At 68.2% G+C, this 14124-nt stretch carries 15 protein-coding genes and 1 tRNA gene; 10 read left to right on the top strand and 6 right to left on the bottom strand.

The features are described from left to right. Nucleotides 1-3 precede the first annotated feature (3 nt). Genes BN976_RS26830 through BN976_RS26815 form a run of 4 tightly spaced genes read left to right on the top strand, consistent with a single transcriptional unit; the run spans nucleotide 4 to nucleotide 3182 of the window. Nucleotides 4-1116, top strand: coding sequence for an ABC transporter ATP-binding protein (locus BN976_RS26830; protein ID WP_036375656.1), 1113 nt, complete (start codon nucleotides 4-6; stop codon nucleotides 1114-1116). A gap of 4 nt (nucleotides 1117-1120) precedes the next feature. Continuing rightward, nucleotides 1121-1801, top strand: coding sequence for an ABC transporter permease (locus BN976_RS26825; RefSeq protein ID WP_036375654.1), 681 nt, complete (start codon nucleotides 1121-1123; stop codon nucleotides 1799-1801). Beyond that, on the top strand, nucleotides 1798-2592 hold the full coding sequence (locus tag BN976_RS26820) for an ABC transporter permease (RefSeq protein WP_036375652.1): 795 nt from the start codon (nucleotides 1798-1800) through the stop codon (nucleotides 2590-2592). Before BN976_RS26825 ends, BN976_RS26820 begins: the two co-directional genes overlap by 4 nt. After that, complete coding sequence (locus BN976_RS26815; protein ID WP_011782714.1) at nucleotides 2589-3182, top strand: putative glycolipid-binding domain-containing protein; 594 nt, start codon at nucleotides 2589-2591, stop codon at nucleotides 3180-3182. The genes BN976_RS26820 and BN976_RS26815 overlap by 4 nt, the downstream gene beginning before the upstream one ends. On the opposite strand, the gene BN976_RS26810 is transcribed toward BN976_RS26815, so the two are convergent. Next, nucleotides 3145-4122, bottom strand: coding sequence for a prephenate dehydrogenase (locus BN976_RS26810; protein ID WP_084182400.1), 978 nt, complete (start codon nucleotides 4120-4122; stop codon nucleotides 3145-3147). The two genes, BN976_RS26815 and BN976_RS26810, sit on opposite strands and share 38 nt — an antisense overlap. A gap of 75 nt (nucleotides 4123-4197) precedes the next feature. Here BN976_RS26810 and BN976_RS26805 point away from each other — a divergent pair, with 75 nt between their 5' ends. From BN976_RS26805 to BN976_RS26795, 3 genes are all read left to right on the top strand, one after another. After that, the gene (locus BN976_RS26805) at nucleotides 4198-4722 is read left to right on the top strand and encodes a tRNA adenosine deaminase-associated protein (RefSeq protein WP_011782712.1); all 525 of its coding nucleotides are present in this window, start codon (nucleotides 4198-4200) and stop codon (nucleotides 4720-4722) included. 47 nt (nucleotides 4723-4769) lie between these two features. Then, complete coding sequence (locus BN976_RS26800; protein WP_036375939.1) at nucleotides 4770-5219, top strand: nucleoside deaminase; 450 nt, start codon at nucleotides 4770-4772, stop codon at nucleotides 5217-5219. 62 nt (nucleotides 5220-5281) lie between these two features. Further along, a tRNA-Ser gene (locus BN976_RS26795) sits at nucleotides 5282-5372 on the top strand. Nucleotides 5373-5517: 145 nt separating this feature from the next. Here BN976_RS26795 and BN976_RS26790 read toward each other — a convergent pair. Beyond that, entirely contained in the window at nucleotides 5518-6864 is a 1347-nt protein-coding gene (locus BN976_RS26790; RefSeq protein WP_220096306.1) for a sensor domain-containing diguanylate cyclase, read from the bottom strand. Between the two features lie 69 nt (nucleotides 6865-6933). Next, nucleotides 6934-7212, bottom strand: coding sequence for a hypothetical protein (locus tag BN976_RS26785; RefSeq protein WP_409366022.1), 279 nt, complete (start codon nucleotides 7210-7212; stop codon nucleotides 6934-6936). Between the two features lie 207 nt (nucleotides 7213-7419). Here BN976_RS26785 and BN976_RS26780 point away from each other — a divergent pair, with 207 nt between their 5' ends. Continuing rightward, complete coding sequence (locus BN976_RS26780) at nucleotides 7420-8724, top strand: acetyl-CoA hydrolase/transferase family protein (protein ID WP_011782708.1); 1305 nt, start codon at nucleotides 7420-7422, stop codon at nucleotides 8722-8724. Between the two features lie 51 nt (nucleotides 8725-8775). Here the strand turns inward: BN976_RS26780 and BN976_RS26775 are convergent, their stop codons facing one another. Beyond that, nucleotides 8776-9840 carry a zinc-dependent dehydrogenase gene (locus tag BN976_RS26775; protein ID WP_011782707.1) on the bottom strand — a complete coding sequence of 355 codons (1065 nt, stop codon included), beginning with the start codon at nucleotides 9838-9840 and terminating at the stop codon, nucleotides 8776-8778. Nucleotides 9841-10030: 190 nt separating this feature from the next. Between BN976_RS26775 and BN976_RS26770 the strand changes: the two genes are divergently transcribed. Both BN976_RS26770 and BN976_RS26765 read left to right on the top strand, forming a co-directional pair. After that, entirely contained in the window at nucleotides 10031-12007 is a 1977-nt protein-coding gene (locus BN976_RS26770; protein WP_011782706.1) for a PTS mannitol transporter subunit IICBA, read from the top strand. Between the two features lie 10 nt (nucleotides 12008-12017). Then, entirely contained in the window at nucleotides 12018-12776 is a 759-nt protein-coding gene (locus BN976_RS26765) for a DeoR/GlpR family DNA-binding transcription regulator (RefSeq protein WP_036375932.1), read from the top strand. 15 nt (nucleotides 12777-12791) lie between these two features. Here the strand turns inward: BN976_RS26765 and BN976_RS26760 are convergent, their stop codons facing one another. After that, nucleotides 12792-13133, bottom strand: a complete 342-nt coding sequence (locus BN976_RS26760; RefSeq protein ID WP_011782704.1) for a hypothetical protein — start codon at nucleotides 13131-13133, stop codon at nucleotides 12792-12794. 30 nt (nucleotides 13134-13163) lie between these two features. Beyond that, nucleotides 13164-14081: an NAD(P)H-dependent flavin oxidoreductase gene (locus BN976_RS26755; RefSeq protein WP_011782703.1), complete on the bottom strand. Its 918-nt coding sequence runs from the start codon at nucleotides 14079-14081 to the stop codon at nucleotides 13164-13166. Between the last annotated feature and the right edge of the window lie 43 nt (nucleotides 14082-14124).

Here is a 14124-nt window from a genome sequence, read left to right as displayed (position 1 = left end):
GTCGTGATCAACTTCGAGCACGTCACGAAGAGATACCCGGACGGCACCGTCGCAGTCGACGATCTGACGCTGGAGGTTCCGGAGGGCACCCTGGCCGTGTTCGTGGGCCCCTCGGGCTGCGGCAAGACCACCTCGATGCGGATGATCAACCGGATGATCGAGCCGACCTCGGGCACGCTGACCGTGGACGGCAGGGACGTCACCAAGGTCGACCCGGTGAAACTGCGGCTCGGAATCGGCTACGTGATCCAGAGTGCGGGCCTGATGCCTCATCTGCGCGTCGTCGACAACGTCGCGACGGTACCTGTGCTGCGCGGCGAATCACGGCGCAGCGCACGCAGATCCGCGCTCGGGGTGCTGGAACGGGTCGGGCTCGATCCCAAGCTCGCCGACCGGTACCCGGCCCAGCTCTCCGGCGGGCAGCAGCAGCGCGTCGGGGTGGCACGGGCACTGGCCGCTGACCCCCCGATCCTGTTGATGGACGAGCCGTTCAGTGCCGTCGATCCGGTGGTGCGCGAGGATCTGCAGACCGAGATCCTGCGCCTGCAGAGCGAACTGCGCAAGACCATCGTGTTCGTCACCCACGACATCGACGAGGCGATCAAGCTGGGCGACAGGGTGGCGGTCTTCGGCCGCGGCGGAGTCCTTCAGCAGTACGACGCCCCGGCGCGGCTGCTGTCCAACCCGGCCAACGATGAGGTGGCCGAATTCGTCGGCGCCGACCGCGGTTACCGGGGGCTGCAGTTCTTTCATGCCACCGGCTTGCCGCTGCACGACATCCGCCACGTCGCCGAACCCGAGATCAACGCCCTGGCACTGAGTCCCGGGGACTGGGTGCTGGTGACCCGGCCCGACGGCACCCCGTACGCGTGGATCAACGCCGCCGGCGTCGAACTGCATCGCAATGGAAGTTCGCTCTACGACAGCACCATTGCCGGCGGCTCGCTGTTCCCGCCGGACGGCACGCTGCGGCTGGCGCTGGACGCGGCGCTGTCCTCGCCGGCCGGGCTCGGGGTGGCCGTCGACGGTGCCGGTCAGGTGATCGGCGGGGTGAAAGCCGACGACGTGCTCGCGGCCCTGGACAAGCAGCGCACCGCCAGGCAGGTAGAGGGGTGATCCGATGCGTTACCTGGTGACCCACCTCGACGCGCTGTGGACGCTGACGCTGATCCACCTGCGGCTGTCGCTGATCCCGATCCTGTTGGGACTGCTGATCGCTGTCCCGCTGGGCGCCCTGGTGCAGCGCACGACGGTGCTGCGGCGGCTGACGACGGTCACGGCGAGCATCGTGTTCACCATCCCGTCGCTGGCGCTGTTCGTGGTGCTGCCGCTGATCATCCCCACCCGAATCCTCGACGAGGCCAACGTCATCGTCGCACTGACGCTCTACACGGTGGCGCTGCTGGTGCGGGCGGTGCCCGAAGCGCTGGACGCGGTGTCGCCGGCGGTGCTCGACGCCGCCACCGCGGTCGGGTACCGGCCACTCACCCGGATGTTGAAAATCGAACTGCCGCTGGCACTTCCGGTGCTCGTCGCCAGCCTGCGGGTGGTCGCCGTCACCAACATCTCGATGGTCGCGGTCGGATCGGTCATCGGCATCGGGGGCCTCGGCACGTGGTTCACCGAGGGTTACCAGGCGAACAAGAGCGATCAGATCATCGCAGGCATCGTCGCGATCTTCGTGCTGGCCATCGTCATCGACACGCTGATCATGTTGGCGGGCAAGGCGCTCACGCCTTGGACCAGAGCCCAGCCACGGGCGACGCGGGCACCCAGGGCCGAGGCGGGAGCGCCGACGTGAACTTCCTGCAGGAGGCGCTGTCGTTTATCTTCACGGCGGCGAACTGGGGCGGCCCCGCGGGTCTGAGCGCACGCATCCTGGAGCACCTGCAGTACACCGTCATCGCGGTGTTCTTCTCGGCCGTCATCGCGGTCCCGCTCGGAATGCTGATCGGGCACACCGGCCGCGGCACGTTCGTCGTCGTCACCGGCGTCAACGCGTTGCGGGCGCTGCCCACGCTCGGGGTGCTGTTGCTGGGTGTCCTTCTGTGGGGGCTGGGTCTGATCCCGCCCACGGTGGCACTGATGCTGCTCGGCATCCCCCCGCTGCTGGCAGGCACCTACTCCGGCATCGCGAACGTGGACCGGGACGTGGTCGACGCCGCCAGGGCGATGGGGATGACGGAGTCACGGATCCTGCTGCGGGTGGAGACGCCGATCGCGATGCCGTTGATCCTGGGCGGGCTGCGCACCGCCACGTTGCAGATCGTGGCCACCGCCACCGTCGCGGCGTACGCCAGCCTGGGCGGGTTGGGCCGATACCTGATCGACGGCATCAAGGTGCGGGAGTTCTACCTCGCGCTGGTGGGGGCCCTGATGGTCACCGCGCTGGCGCTGATCCTCGATGCGGCACTCGCGTTCGCGGTGTGGGCTTCGGTCCCGGGGTCGGGCAGACTGCGCCGGTCGGGCTCGATGCCGCAGCCGTTGCTCGGCGACGAGGTGGCGCTGGAATCGCGGTCGCGGGCCGGTCGACGGCCCGATTCGGAAGCCCGCCACGAGCGAGGCAACCCGTCGCCTACGGTAGAGGCATGAGTGAAGCCGATAGCTCGGACGCGAGTACCTGGCGGGCCGTTCTGACATGGCGCGCACACGATGTGTCACGCATGGAGTCGGCGCGCGTACAGGTCTCGGGTGACCGCATCAAGGCATATGGCCGCATCGTGGCTGCCGCCACATCCGCGCACCCCGCGTTCAGCGCGTCCTACGACCTTGTCACCGACGAGGCCGGGGCGACCAAGCGGCTGTCGCTGACCGTCACACTGGCCGAACGTGAGCGTCAGCTCTCGATCGCGCGTGACGAGGAGAACATGTGGCTGGTCCAGGAGCATTCGGGGCAGACCAGCAGGTCGGCCTATGACGGTGCGCTCGATGTGGACGTGATCTTCAGCCCGTTCTTCAACGCGCTGCCGATCCGCCGTACCGGCGTGTACAAGGACGGCGGCTCGGTGACCGTGCCGGTCGTCTACGTGCGGGTGCCGGATCTGGCGGTGGACGTCGAGACGATCAGTTACGCCGCGGTCGACGGTGGGATCAGGCTGCACTCGCCGGTCGCCGAAACCGTGGTCACGGTCGATTCGGACGGTTTCATCCTCGACTATCCCGGACTGGCAGAGCGGATCTGATCACACCGCCCGCGCGCCCGGCCGCGGCGAGTTCGTCGCGCCATTCCTCGGCGCCGATGACGGTGGTGACGATCTGCGGTCGGCTGAAGCTGTCGTAGCGGATCCGCGCGGCGTGGCCGCCCTCGACGAGTTCCGATACCGGCTGATGCTGGGCCAACTGATTGCGGGCGTCGATCAGCAGGCGCAGTGCGTGGTCGAGGACGGGCAGCAGGTGGGTGGCGTTCGCCTCGCACATGGCCCGCACCAGGTCGGGCGCGGTCGCGGCGACCCGGGTGCCGTCGCGGAAGGAGCCGGCGGCCAGGGCGAACGCCAGCGGAACCTCACCGGCGGTGGCGGCCAGCGCCTCGGCGAGCAGGTGCGGCAGGTGCGAGATGGTCGCGGCCGCGGCGTCATGTTCGTCGGATCGGGCGGGGACGACGAACGAACCGCAGTCCAGTGCCAGGTGCATCACCGTGGCCCACACCCCGGGGTCGACGTGGTCGTCGACGCTGAGCACCCAGGGTGCGCCCACGAACAGCCGGGCGTCGCCGGCCGCCCACCCCGAGTGCGCGGTGCCGGTCATCGGGTGCCCGCCGACGAACCGCGCCAGCAGCCCGGCTTTGGCGACCTCCTCGTGCACGGCACCTTTGACGCTGGTGACGTCGGTGAGGGCACAGTCGGCGGCGCTCTCTCGGACGTGGCGCAGCATCAGTGGTAGCGCGGGCATCGGGACGGCGAGCACGATCAGCGCGTCGACGGCCGCGGCACGGGCCAGCGTCTCGTCGAGGTTGACGCTGGCGTCGAACCCGTCGAGCCGGGCCGCGTCGACACCTTCGACGGAGCGGTTGTACCCGAACACCTCACGTCCGGCGGCCTTTGCGGCCCGCATCAGCGAACCGCCGATCAGGCCGAGACCGATCACGCACACCGGTGTCTTCGTCACGTGCCTAGGTTGACACACCCGATCAAGCTCACGGTGCCGGGAGGGCACGGACTTGCTGGTCAAGGCACTGCCGGGGGACTACCCTCAGGCCTCATGGGAGCGCAGAGTGCACAGAAGCAGGAGCGGGTGACCGACGTTCCGGACGGCTTCGCTGTGGCCGTCGTCCGGGAGGACGGCAAGTGGCGGTGCACCCCGATGCGGCCCGCCACACTGACCAGCCTGACCGCCGCGGAGACCGAACTGCGTGAACTGCGCAGTGCCGGAGCGGTTTTCGGGATTCTCGACATCGACGACGAGTTCTTCGTGATCGTGCGGCCTGCCCCGTCGGGCACCAGGCTGCTGCTCTCGGATGCGACCGCGGCGCTTGACTATGACATCGCCGCCGAGGTGCTGGAGAAGCTCGACGCCGACATCGACGACGAGGAACTCGAGCGGTGCGACCCGTTCGAGGAGGGGGACCTCGGCCTGCTGTCCGACATCGGCCTGCCGGAGGCGGTGCTGGGAGTGATCCTCGACGAGAGCGACGACCTGTACGCCGACGAGCAGGTCGGCCGTATCGCCCGGGAGATGGGGTTCGCCGACGAGCTGTCGGCGGTGCTGGACCGCCTGGGCCGGTGAACCGGCAATTCAGCTCGGCCGGTGAACCGGCAATTCAGTCGAAGCAGGTGACCGACGAGGAACTGATCCGCGCCGCGCTCGACGCCGCCCGGCTGGCCGGGCCGCGCGACGTGCCGATCGGCGCGGTCGTCTTCGCCCCCGACGGCAGGGAGCTGGCCAGGGCGGCGAACGCGCGCGAGGAGTTCGGCGATCCGACAGCGCACGCGGAGATCCTGGCGTTGCGCGCGGCGGCGCGGGAGCTGGGCGACGGGTGGCGGCTGGAGGGCGCGACGCTGGCGGTCACGGTGGAGCCCTGCACGATGTGCGCGGGCGCGCTGGTCATGGCCCGGGTGGCGCGGGTTGTGTTCGGGGCGTGGGAGCCCAAGACCGGCGCGGTCGGTTCGCTGTGGGACGTGGTGCGTGACCGCCGGCTGACACATCGGCCGCAGGTGCGCGGCGGGGTGCTGGAGGCCGAGTGCGCGGCCCCCCTGGAGGAGTTCTTCGCCGGCCAGCGGTGAGACCCGGCGGGCGAGCCCGGGACGTTTTGGTCGATGAGCTGTCCATCGGTAAGCTGCCACACGGTGGCGTGTCCGAGCGGCCTAAGGAGCACGCCTCGAAAGCGTGTGACGGGTAACCCCCGTCCGAGGGTTCAAATCCCTCCGCCACCGCCATAGTCATCCTCTCGTTTGTGCAATCGAGAGGACTTCTTGAGTTACTGCTGTTCCGTCGATAATCGATCAGCGAGATCGACCAGGCCCGCGCCGAACTTCTCAGTGGCGACTGCGGATCCACGCAAGCCTGCACCCCACGAGATCTTCAAGGGGACGAGACGACTCGGTCGCGCCCGCCGGACTTGGCCTCGTACATGGCGGCGTCGATGCGCTCGACGAACGCTGCGACGCTCTCGCCGGGTCGCCACTGGCCCACACCGAAGGACATCGTCACCGAGTCGGATGCGATCTGTGGGGTGGTCGCGACGTGGTTTCGGATCCGCTCGGTGAGCGGCACTGCATCGTCGAGCGGGGTGTTCGGGAGGAAGACGAGGAACTCCTCACCACCCCAGCGAATGGCGACGTCGTTGCGTCGCAAACCGTCGCGCAGCGACCCTGCCACCGATCGCAGGACGTCATCGCCGACTGCGTGCCCAAGGCGGTCGTTGATCCGCTTGAAGTGGTCGATGTCGCCCATGGCCACACTGATCGGCGCGCCCGACTCGGCAGCCTTCTGGAGTTCGATCTCCAGGGCGATCTGCCCCGAGCGTCGGTTCAGCAGTCCGGTCAGTGCATCGATATTGGCCATTTCCTGTAGGACCATCTGCTGCTCGACCATGTGGGTGATGTTCGGCGCGATCGCCACATAGTGACCGTTCGGATCGTGATAGCCGATGAGGCTGGAGATGCTGAGGTCGACGTGCAGCCGTTTGCCGGTCGGAGCTTCGAAGGACACCACCCCGTGATAGGGGCTGCCCTCGGCAAGGACTCGCCGGATCTGCGGTTCGGCCAAGCCCTCGGCGGTTCGCGGCCTCAACTCGAACGCTGAATGCCCGAGAATGTCGTCCACAGGTCGCCCAACCTCACGACCAAAGGCATTGTTGGCGAAGACAATAATGAAGTTCTTGTCCATGACGATCACCGGATCGGTCGCGGCGTTGAGGGCCTCGGCGAGCAGGCTGCGCTCGCGCTCGGCGGCAAGGCGCGCCGTGATGTCCTGTTGGATCGAGACGTAGGCCACAATCGCGCCGTCGGCATCGCGCACCGGTGAGATGTTCCACTGAACGACGTAGGACAAGCCGTCCTTGCGGTAGTTGATGGTGCTGCCCTCGAAGAACTCTCCGGCCCGGATCTTGCGCTCCAGCTCATCAATGACCTTTCGATCGGTCTCGGGACCCTGCAGGATGCGTGGGGACTGGCCTATCAACTCCTCTTCCGTATAGCCGGTCATCGCGCAGAAGGCCGGGTTGCAGCGCTGGAAAAAGGGGCCGCCGTCGAAGTCGGCGTCGGTGATGACCATGGCGTTGTAGAGGTGCTCGAAGACGGCGTCAAGCATCGCCTCGCCGTGGAGGTTCAGCCCCGCCGCTTCTCGCCCCATCACACCCCCTGCCCCGAGGTTAGGCGGAGCCCTGCCGTCGGCGTAGCGGATCCGCGGCAGCACCAACAACTGCACTGACGCCTGGCATGGTCTCCGCCGCCGCTCATCGCCGCTCCCGGGGATGTCGCAGATGGTCGGCCGAGGTTACGACTCGCCGCCGAGTTCGGTTTGGTCGCGCTCATTCTCGGCGGTGTCCTGGGTCATCACCGACTCGTCGAGCCACTTCTGCACATCGCCGCCGAGCCGGTCCGCCGACAGTTGGGCGAAGTCGAGGGCCTGTACCGCCATCGCTGCCAGGACCTTCATAGCCCGTCCGCCGCGATGGATCTCCATCATCAACGCACTCAGCGATTCATTGTCGCCGGCGCACAACATCGACAGGTACCGACGGGCATCCGCGAACTCCCGGTCGAGGTGGGCCATCTTCCGTCGGAACTCGTCAGGCGAGGGCAGGTCACCAGGCGTGTGGGTCAAGGGTTTCCTCTTTCGATGGTGCGCTGATACCCACGTTTCAAGGCGGCGTGAGGTCCTTCCGCTGCTGTCCAACCATTAGAACGCGCTCTGCCCATTGAGAGTTGGCTTTGAAGACATGGCGAACACACGAAGTTCCCGCATGGCAGGGTTACCGCCATGCCGCAGGAGTTGACCGCCGAAGAGGCCGCCGCCCGGCTCGCGCCCGCCGACAGTCTCGGGATACCGCTGGGCCCCGGTCAGCCGCCGGCGTTCCTGCGCGCCCTCGGCGCCCGCACCGACTGGACCGACCTTCGGGTCTACGGGGCGCTGCTCGCCGTCGGGACCGAGCTGTTCTCCCGGCCCGGCGTGCACTATCTGTCCGGGTTCTACGGCCCGCTGGAACGGGCGTTGCGCGACGCCGGCGCCGACGTCGACTTCACCCCCGCGGACTTCCGCCGCTTCGGCCCGCTGATGGAACATCAGTCACCGCGTGTGATGACCACGGTCGCAACGCCACCCGACGCCGACGGCTGGTGCTCGCTGTCGCTGCATGCCGGCGGCACGGTCGGCGAGTTGCGTCGCGCCGGCGCGGACCCGGACCGGCTTCTCGTGGTCGAGGTTTCCGACGCCTACCCGCGGACGTTCGGTCACGGCGAACACCGGCACGCGCTGCACGTCGACGAGATCGACGTCCTGGTGCGCTCGACGGACGCCCCGCTCGCGCTTCCCGGACCGCCGCCGACCGACACCGACACCGCGATCGCCCGCCACGCCGTCGCGTTCATCCCGTCCGGCGCGACGCTGCAGACCGGGATCGGCTCGATCCCCAGCCAGATCGCCACGCTGCTGGCCGAGGGTGACGGCGGCGGCTACGGGCTGCACAGCGAGATGTTCACCGACGGCTGTATGCAGCTGCACCGCGCGGGCAAGGTGACCAACACTGCGAAGGGGCGGTTCGACGGGGTGAGCGTGACGACGTTCGCGTTCGGCTCGACCGAGCTGTACGCGTGGCTGGACGGCAACGAAGATGTTGCGTTCCTGCCGGTCGAGATCGTCAACTCGCCGGAGGTGATCGGCGCCAACCACAACATGATCTCGATCAACGGCGCGCTCGCCGTCGACATCCACGGTCAGGTGGTCGCCGACACGATCGCCGGCGACCAGTTCAGCGGGATCGGCGGCGCCGAGGATTTCGTCGCCGGCGTCGGCATCGAGCTGACGGACCGCTCGCTGATCTGCCTGCCGTCGACGTTCCAGAAGGACGGCCGCCTGCAGTCGCGGATCGTTCCGCAGTTCGCGGCCGGCGCGATCATCACCACGCCGCGCCATCACGTCGACGTCATCGTCACCGAGTACGGCGCCGCCGAACTGGAGGGCAAGACGGTGCAGCAGCGGGGCCACGCCCTCGCCGCCATCGCCCACCCGCTGTTCCGGGACGAGCTGCTGGCCGCGGCGGACCGGGCCGCCCCGCGCCGAACCTGAAGTTGTTGGCGCGGATCCGTCCGGACGTCGCCAACAACTTCGGATTCGCGGCTAAGGGGCTGGCTCCACCGTCACCTTGATCGCCTCGCCGTTCTTGACGATCTGGAACGCGTCGAGCACGTCGTCGAGCGGGATGTGGCGGGTGATGAGGTCTTTGACCGGCACCTGTCCGGTCGAGATGTACTGCAGCGCACGCTTGTTGTGCTCCGGCGCAGAACCGTTGGCGCCGTGGATGTGCAGCTGACGGTAGTGCACGACGTTCGAATCGCAGGTGATCGTCGGATTGGTCTTGGGCAGCCCGCCGAAGAACGAGATGCGCCCGTTGCGCGCCGCCATCGCGATCGCCTGCTCCTGGGCGACGTTGGCCGCCGTCGCGGTGATCACCACGTCGGCACCGCGGCCCCCGGTCAGCTCCATGACCTTCTCGACGACGTCCACCTCGGCGCCGTTGATGATCTCGTCCGGTGACACCGCGTCGGCCGACATCTGCAGCCGGGCGGCGTTGACGTCCACCAGATACACCGGCCCGCAGTTGTGCACACCGCGCGCGATACGGATGTGCATGCAGCCGATCGGACCAGCGCCGAACACCACGACCGTGTCGCCCTCTTCGATACCGAGCAGTTCCTGCGCGTTGATCGCACACGCGAACGGTTCGGCCGCCGACGCCTCGTCGAACCCCACATTGTCCGGAATCCGGTTCAGCCCATCGACTTTGAGCACCTGCCGCGGCACGATCATGAACTCGGCGAACCCGCCGTCGTACTGGTATCCCATCGAGGTCTGGTTCTGGCACACCGCCATCCAGCCCTTGCGGCATTCGTGGCACTCGCCGCACGGCACCGCGGCGATCACCTGCACGCGGTCACCGACCTGCCAGCTGCTGCCGTACGTGGAATTCACGTCGGCGCCGACCTCGACGATCTCGCCGGCGATCTCATGGCCGATGGTGCGTGGCGGGGTCAGGTTCTGGTGGCCGTTGTAGAAGATCTTGACGTCGGTGCCGCAGGTCGAACAGTTGCGCACGCGCAGCTTCACCTCGTCGGGCGCGCAGGTCGGCTCAGGCACGTCTTCGAGCCGGACATCTTCGGGGGCGTAGAAGCGCAGAGCCTTCATGGTGCAGTCCTCTCAACGGTGTGCTCTTCCGCACTCTAACGGTCAATCGGGCATAAAACCACTGAAATGACTGACCGATTTTGACCGAATGCTTGCAAACATGCCCGGTTGTGCGGTCTACTGGGCTTCAGAGTCGAATGTGACCGGCATCACCACTGCGGCCGGCGCCCATCTGGATCGGAGGACTTCCATGTCGCAAGCCACCATCGAGGACGCGCCACCCCGGACCGGGGTACGGGTGCGCGTGCAGAAGTTGGGCACCGCGCTGTCGAACATGGTCATGCCCAACATCGGCGCGTTCATCGCCTGGGGTCTGATCACCGCACTGTTCATCGAGCAGGGCTGGCTGCAGGGCATCTTCGCGGAGCTGAAGAACCCGGACGGCTGGGTCGCCAAGATCGGCGGCTGGGGCGCCTACGACGGCGCAGGCATCGTCGGCCCGATGATCACCTACCTGCTGCCGGTCCTGATCGGCTACACCGGTGGCCGGATGGTGCACGGCAACCGCGGCGCCGTCGTCGGCGCGATCGCCACCATGGGCGTGGTCACCGGCGCCGACGTCCCGATGTTCCTCGGCGCGATGATCATGGGCCCGCTGGGCGGCTGGTGCATGAAGAAGCTGGACGCGCTGTGGGAAGGCAAGATCCGACCCGGCTTCGAGATGCTGGTCGACAACTTCTCCGCAGGCATCCTCGGCCTGATCCTCGCGGTGTTCGGATTCTTCGGCATCGGTCCGATCGTGTCGTCGTTCACCCGCGCCGCCGGCAACGCCGTGGACTTCCTGGTCGAGAACGACCTGCTACCGCTGACCTCGATACTGATCGAACCGGCTAAGGTGCTGTTCCTCAACAATGCGATCAACCACGGGGTGCTGACGCCGCTGGGCACCACACAGGCGCTGGAGACCGGCAAGTCGATCCTGTTCCTGCTGGAGGCCAACCCGGGCCCCGGTCTGGGACTTCTGTTGGCCTACATGGCGTTTGGTCGCGGCCTCGCGCGCGCCTCGGCGCCGGGTGCGGCGATCATCCAGTTCTTCGGTGGTATCCACGAGATCTATTTCCCGTACGTGCTGATGAAGCCCAAGCTGATCGTCGCCACCATCCTCGGCGGTATGACGGGCGTGTTCATCAACGTGCTCTTCGGCTCCGGCCTGCGTGCCCCCGCCGCGCCGGGTTCGATCATCGCCGTCTACGCCCAGACCGCCAGCGGCAGCTTCCTCGGCGTCACGCTGTCGGTGTTCGGGTCGGCGGCGGTGTCCTTCGCGGTCGCGGCGCTGCTGCTCAAGACCGACAGAGCCACCGACGAGTCGGACCTGGCCGCGGCCACCGCGGAGATGGAGTCGCTGAAGGGCAAGAAGTCCAGCGTGGCAGGCGCGCTGGTCGCAACCTCGACCGGACCCATCAGGAGCATCGTGTTCGCCTGTGACGCCGGCATGGGATCCTCGGCGATGGGAGCGTCGGTGCTGCGCAGGAAGATTCAGCAGGCCGGCTTCGGCGACGTCAAGGTGACCAACTCGGCGATCTCGAATCTCAGCGACACCTACGACCTGGTGATCTCCCATCGTGACCTGACCGCCCGCGCCCGCCAGCGCACCGGCTCGGCCGTGCACGTCTCGGTCGACGACTTCATGGGCAGCCCGCGCTACGACGAGATCGTCGAGAGGCTCAAGCAGACCAACACCGGAGGCGGCGACGGGGCCCCGGCAGCTGTCGAGGAACCCGCCGAGGCTCCGGCCGATGACGTGCTGCCGCTGTCGTCGATCGTGCTCGACGGTGCGGCGACGACGGCCGCCGACGCGATCACCGAGGCCGGTCGGCTGCTGGTCACCGCCGGCGCGGTCGAACCGGCCTACATCGACGCGATGCACCAGCGGGAGTCTTCGATCTCCACGTACATGGGTAACGGGCTGGCCATTCCGCACGGCACCAACGAGGCCAAGGACACCATCCGCCGCACCGGCCTGTCCTTCGTGCGCTACGCCGAACCGATCGACTGGAACGGCAAGCCCGCCGAGTTCGTCGTCGGGATCGCCGGTGCCGGTAAGGACCACATGGCCCTGCTGACCAAGATCGCGCAGGTCTTCCTCAAGGCCGACGACGTTGCCCGGCTCCGGGAAGCCACCACAACGGAGGAGGTCAAGGCGATCCTGATGGCGGCCGACAAGTAGCGTGACCCTGGTGGATTCCGATACCCGCCAGAGCCGGATCGTCGAATTCGCCCGTACCCGCGGGCGGGTGGACGTCGCCTCGCTCGCGACCGAACTCGACGTCGCGAGCGAGACGATCCGCCGCGATCTGAAGGTTCTGGCGGGTCGTCGGCTGCTCAAACGGGTGCACGGCGGGGCGGTGCCGCTGGAGACGGCCGCTTTCGAGTCGGGCGTCGAGTACCGCAGCCAGGTGGACCTGGCCCAGAAGCACAGGATCGCGGCCGCGGCCACCGGGCTGCTGCACGGTGCCGAAACCGTCTACCTGGACGAAGGTTTCACGCCGCGGCTGATCGCCGAACGCATCGCCGAGCAGGAGCTGACGGTGGTCACGTCGTCACTGCTGGCCGCCGAGGCGCTCGCCCACAGCCGGACCGTGACGGTGCTGTTGCTCGGCGGACGGATGCGGGGCAGGACGCTGGCGACCGTGGATCACTGGGCGGTCGACATGCTGAGCAGTCTGGTGATCGACGTGGCTTTCCTTGGCACCAACGGGATCTCGCTCGAGCACGGGCTGACCACCCCCGACCCCGCCGTCGCCGCGGTGAAGGGCACCGCGGTCCGGGTCGCCCGCAGGCCCGTCCTGGTCGCCGCGCACTCGAAGTTCGGCGAGAGCAGCTTCTGCCGGTTCGCCCGGATCGAGGACTTCGAGGCGATCGTCACCGGCCAGGAGCTCGGCGCTGAGGAGGCGCGACGCTACGAGGAGCTCGGACCCGTCGTCATACGGGTCTGACCACCTGCTCGTGCGTCAGTCCTCGATGATGCGGTCGGCCTCGTCGTCCCCGGACACCCGCTGCTTCTCGTCGTCGTCGACGACGTTGTAGAACGAGTCCCCGTCCTCGGGGGCGCCGTCGACCTGCCCGCCCGTGCGCCGGGTGGGCCGGCTGTCCGGGGGCGCTCCGCCGGGCGCCACATCCGGAACCTCGGCGGCCAGCTTCTCGTCGAGCGTGCGGTCCTCCTGCGCGTCGAGCCACCGGTCGGGCGGATCGACGACGATGTCGCCGTCGTCGTTGCGGACCTCGTCGGAGTCCAGCGATTCACTCGGGCTGAGGGTGTCGTCCGGCCCCGGGTCGTCGTAGTCACCATCCATACCGTCGAGGGTGCCCGATCGCGGCGGCGCTCAATCGAGCCGCGTGCGCGCGCTGTCGAGCACCGATTCGATGCCGCGCCACGTCTGCCGCACTATTTCGGCGACCGGCCGCAGCTCGGTGATCCGCGACGACACCTGACCGGTGTTGGCGACGCTGGCCTCCATGTCGCCCCCGAAGTACAGGTCGGTGATCCGCCCGAGCAGCTGCGCGTCGGCGGGGTGCTCGTCGATCCGCGCCGCCAACCCGGTACGCAGCACCCGCATCGTCGGGTTGCCCGGGACGTCCAGCAGCACCGTCCCGGAGTCGTCGGCCGCGACGATCGCATCCTTGAAATTGGTGTGCACCGCGGCCTCGACGCTGGCCAGCATGCGGGTGCCCATCTGCACGCCCTCCGCGCCCAGCACCACCGCCGCCGCCCCCGAGCGGGCGTCGCACACGCCGCCCGCGCAGATGATCGGCAGGTCCACCCGGTCGGCGATCAGCGGAAGCAGCACCATCGTCGACGCACCCAGCGCGGACTTGAACCCGCCGCCCTCGACCCCTTCCACCACCAGTGCGTCGACCCCGGCGTCGGCGGCCTTCAGCGCGCCCTTGAGCGATCCGACGACGTGCACGACCGTCATCCCGGCGTCGTGCAGCCGCGCGGTGAACAGGGCAGGGTCGCCGGCGGAGGTGAACACGTGCCGCACCCCGGCGGCCGCCAGGGTGTCGACGATCGACGGGTCACGCTTCCAGCCCTGGATCATCAGGTTCGCCGCCACCGGCCGGTCGGTGAGGTCGCGGACCCGCAGCAGGTCTTCGCGTCCCTCGGGGGTCAGCGTCTCGACCATGCCGAGGCCACCGCCCTCGGACACCGCGGCCGCCAGTTCGGCGCGCGCGATGTAGGTCATGGGCGCCTGCACGACGGGGAACTCGACGCCGAGCAGCTCCTGAACACGATTGGTCACGGCGCCAATCCTGCTACGGTCCGGCTGTGTATCGGGTGATTCA

Source organism: Mycolicibacterium austroafricanum, assembly GCF_000612725.1.
Taxonomy (GTDB): domain Bacteria; phylum Actinomycetota; class Actinomycetes; order Mycobacteriales; family Mycobacteriaceae; genus Mycobacterium; species Mycobacterium austroafricanum.
Note: the sequence above shows the minus strand (reverse complement) of the source record. Positions and strands in the feature narration are given on the sequence as shown.

Bases quoted from the DNA above. Each gene is read 5' to 3' on its own strand.
- BN976_RS26825 (WP_036375654.1), top strand. From the start codon at position 1,121: ATGCGTTACCTGGTGACCCACCTCGACGCGCTGTGGACGCTGACGCTG.
- BN976_RS26815 (WP_011782714.1), top strand. From the start codon at position 2,589: ATGAGTGAAGCCGATAGCTCGGACGCGAGTACCTGGCGGGCCGTTCTG.
- BN976_RS26805 (WP_011782712.1), top strand. From the start codon at position 4,198: ATGGGAGCGCAGAGTGCACAGAAGCAGGAGCGGGTGACCGACGTTCCG.
- BN976_RS26785 (WP_409366022.1), bottom strand. From the start codon at position 7,212: ATGGCCCACCTCGACCGGGAGTTCGCGGATGCCCGTCGGTACCTGTCG.
- BN976_RS26780 (WP_011782708.1), top strand. From the start codon at position 7,420: ATGCCGCAGGAGTTGACCGCCGAAGAGGCCGCCGCCCGGCTCGCGCCC.
- BN976_RS26775 (WP_011782707.1), bottom strand. From the start codon at position 9,840: ATGAAGGCTCTGCGCTTCTACGCCCCCGAAGATGTCCGGCTCGAAGAC.
- BN976_RS26770 (WP_011782706.1), top strand. From the start codon at position 10,031: ATGTCGCAAGCCACCATCGAGGACGCGCCACCCCGGACCGGGGTACGG.
- BN976_RS26760 (WP_011782704.1), bottom strand. From the start codon at position 13,133: ATGGATGGTGACTACGACGACCCGGGGCCGGACGACACCCTCAGCCCG.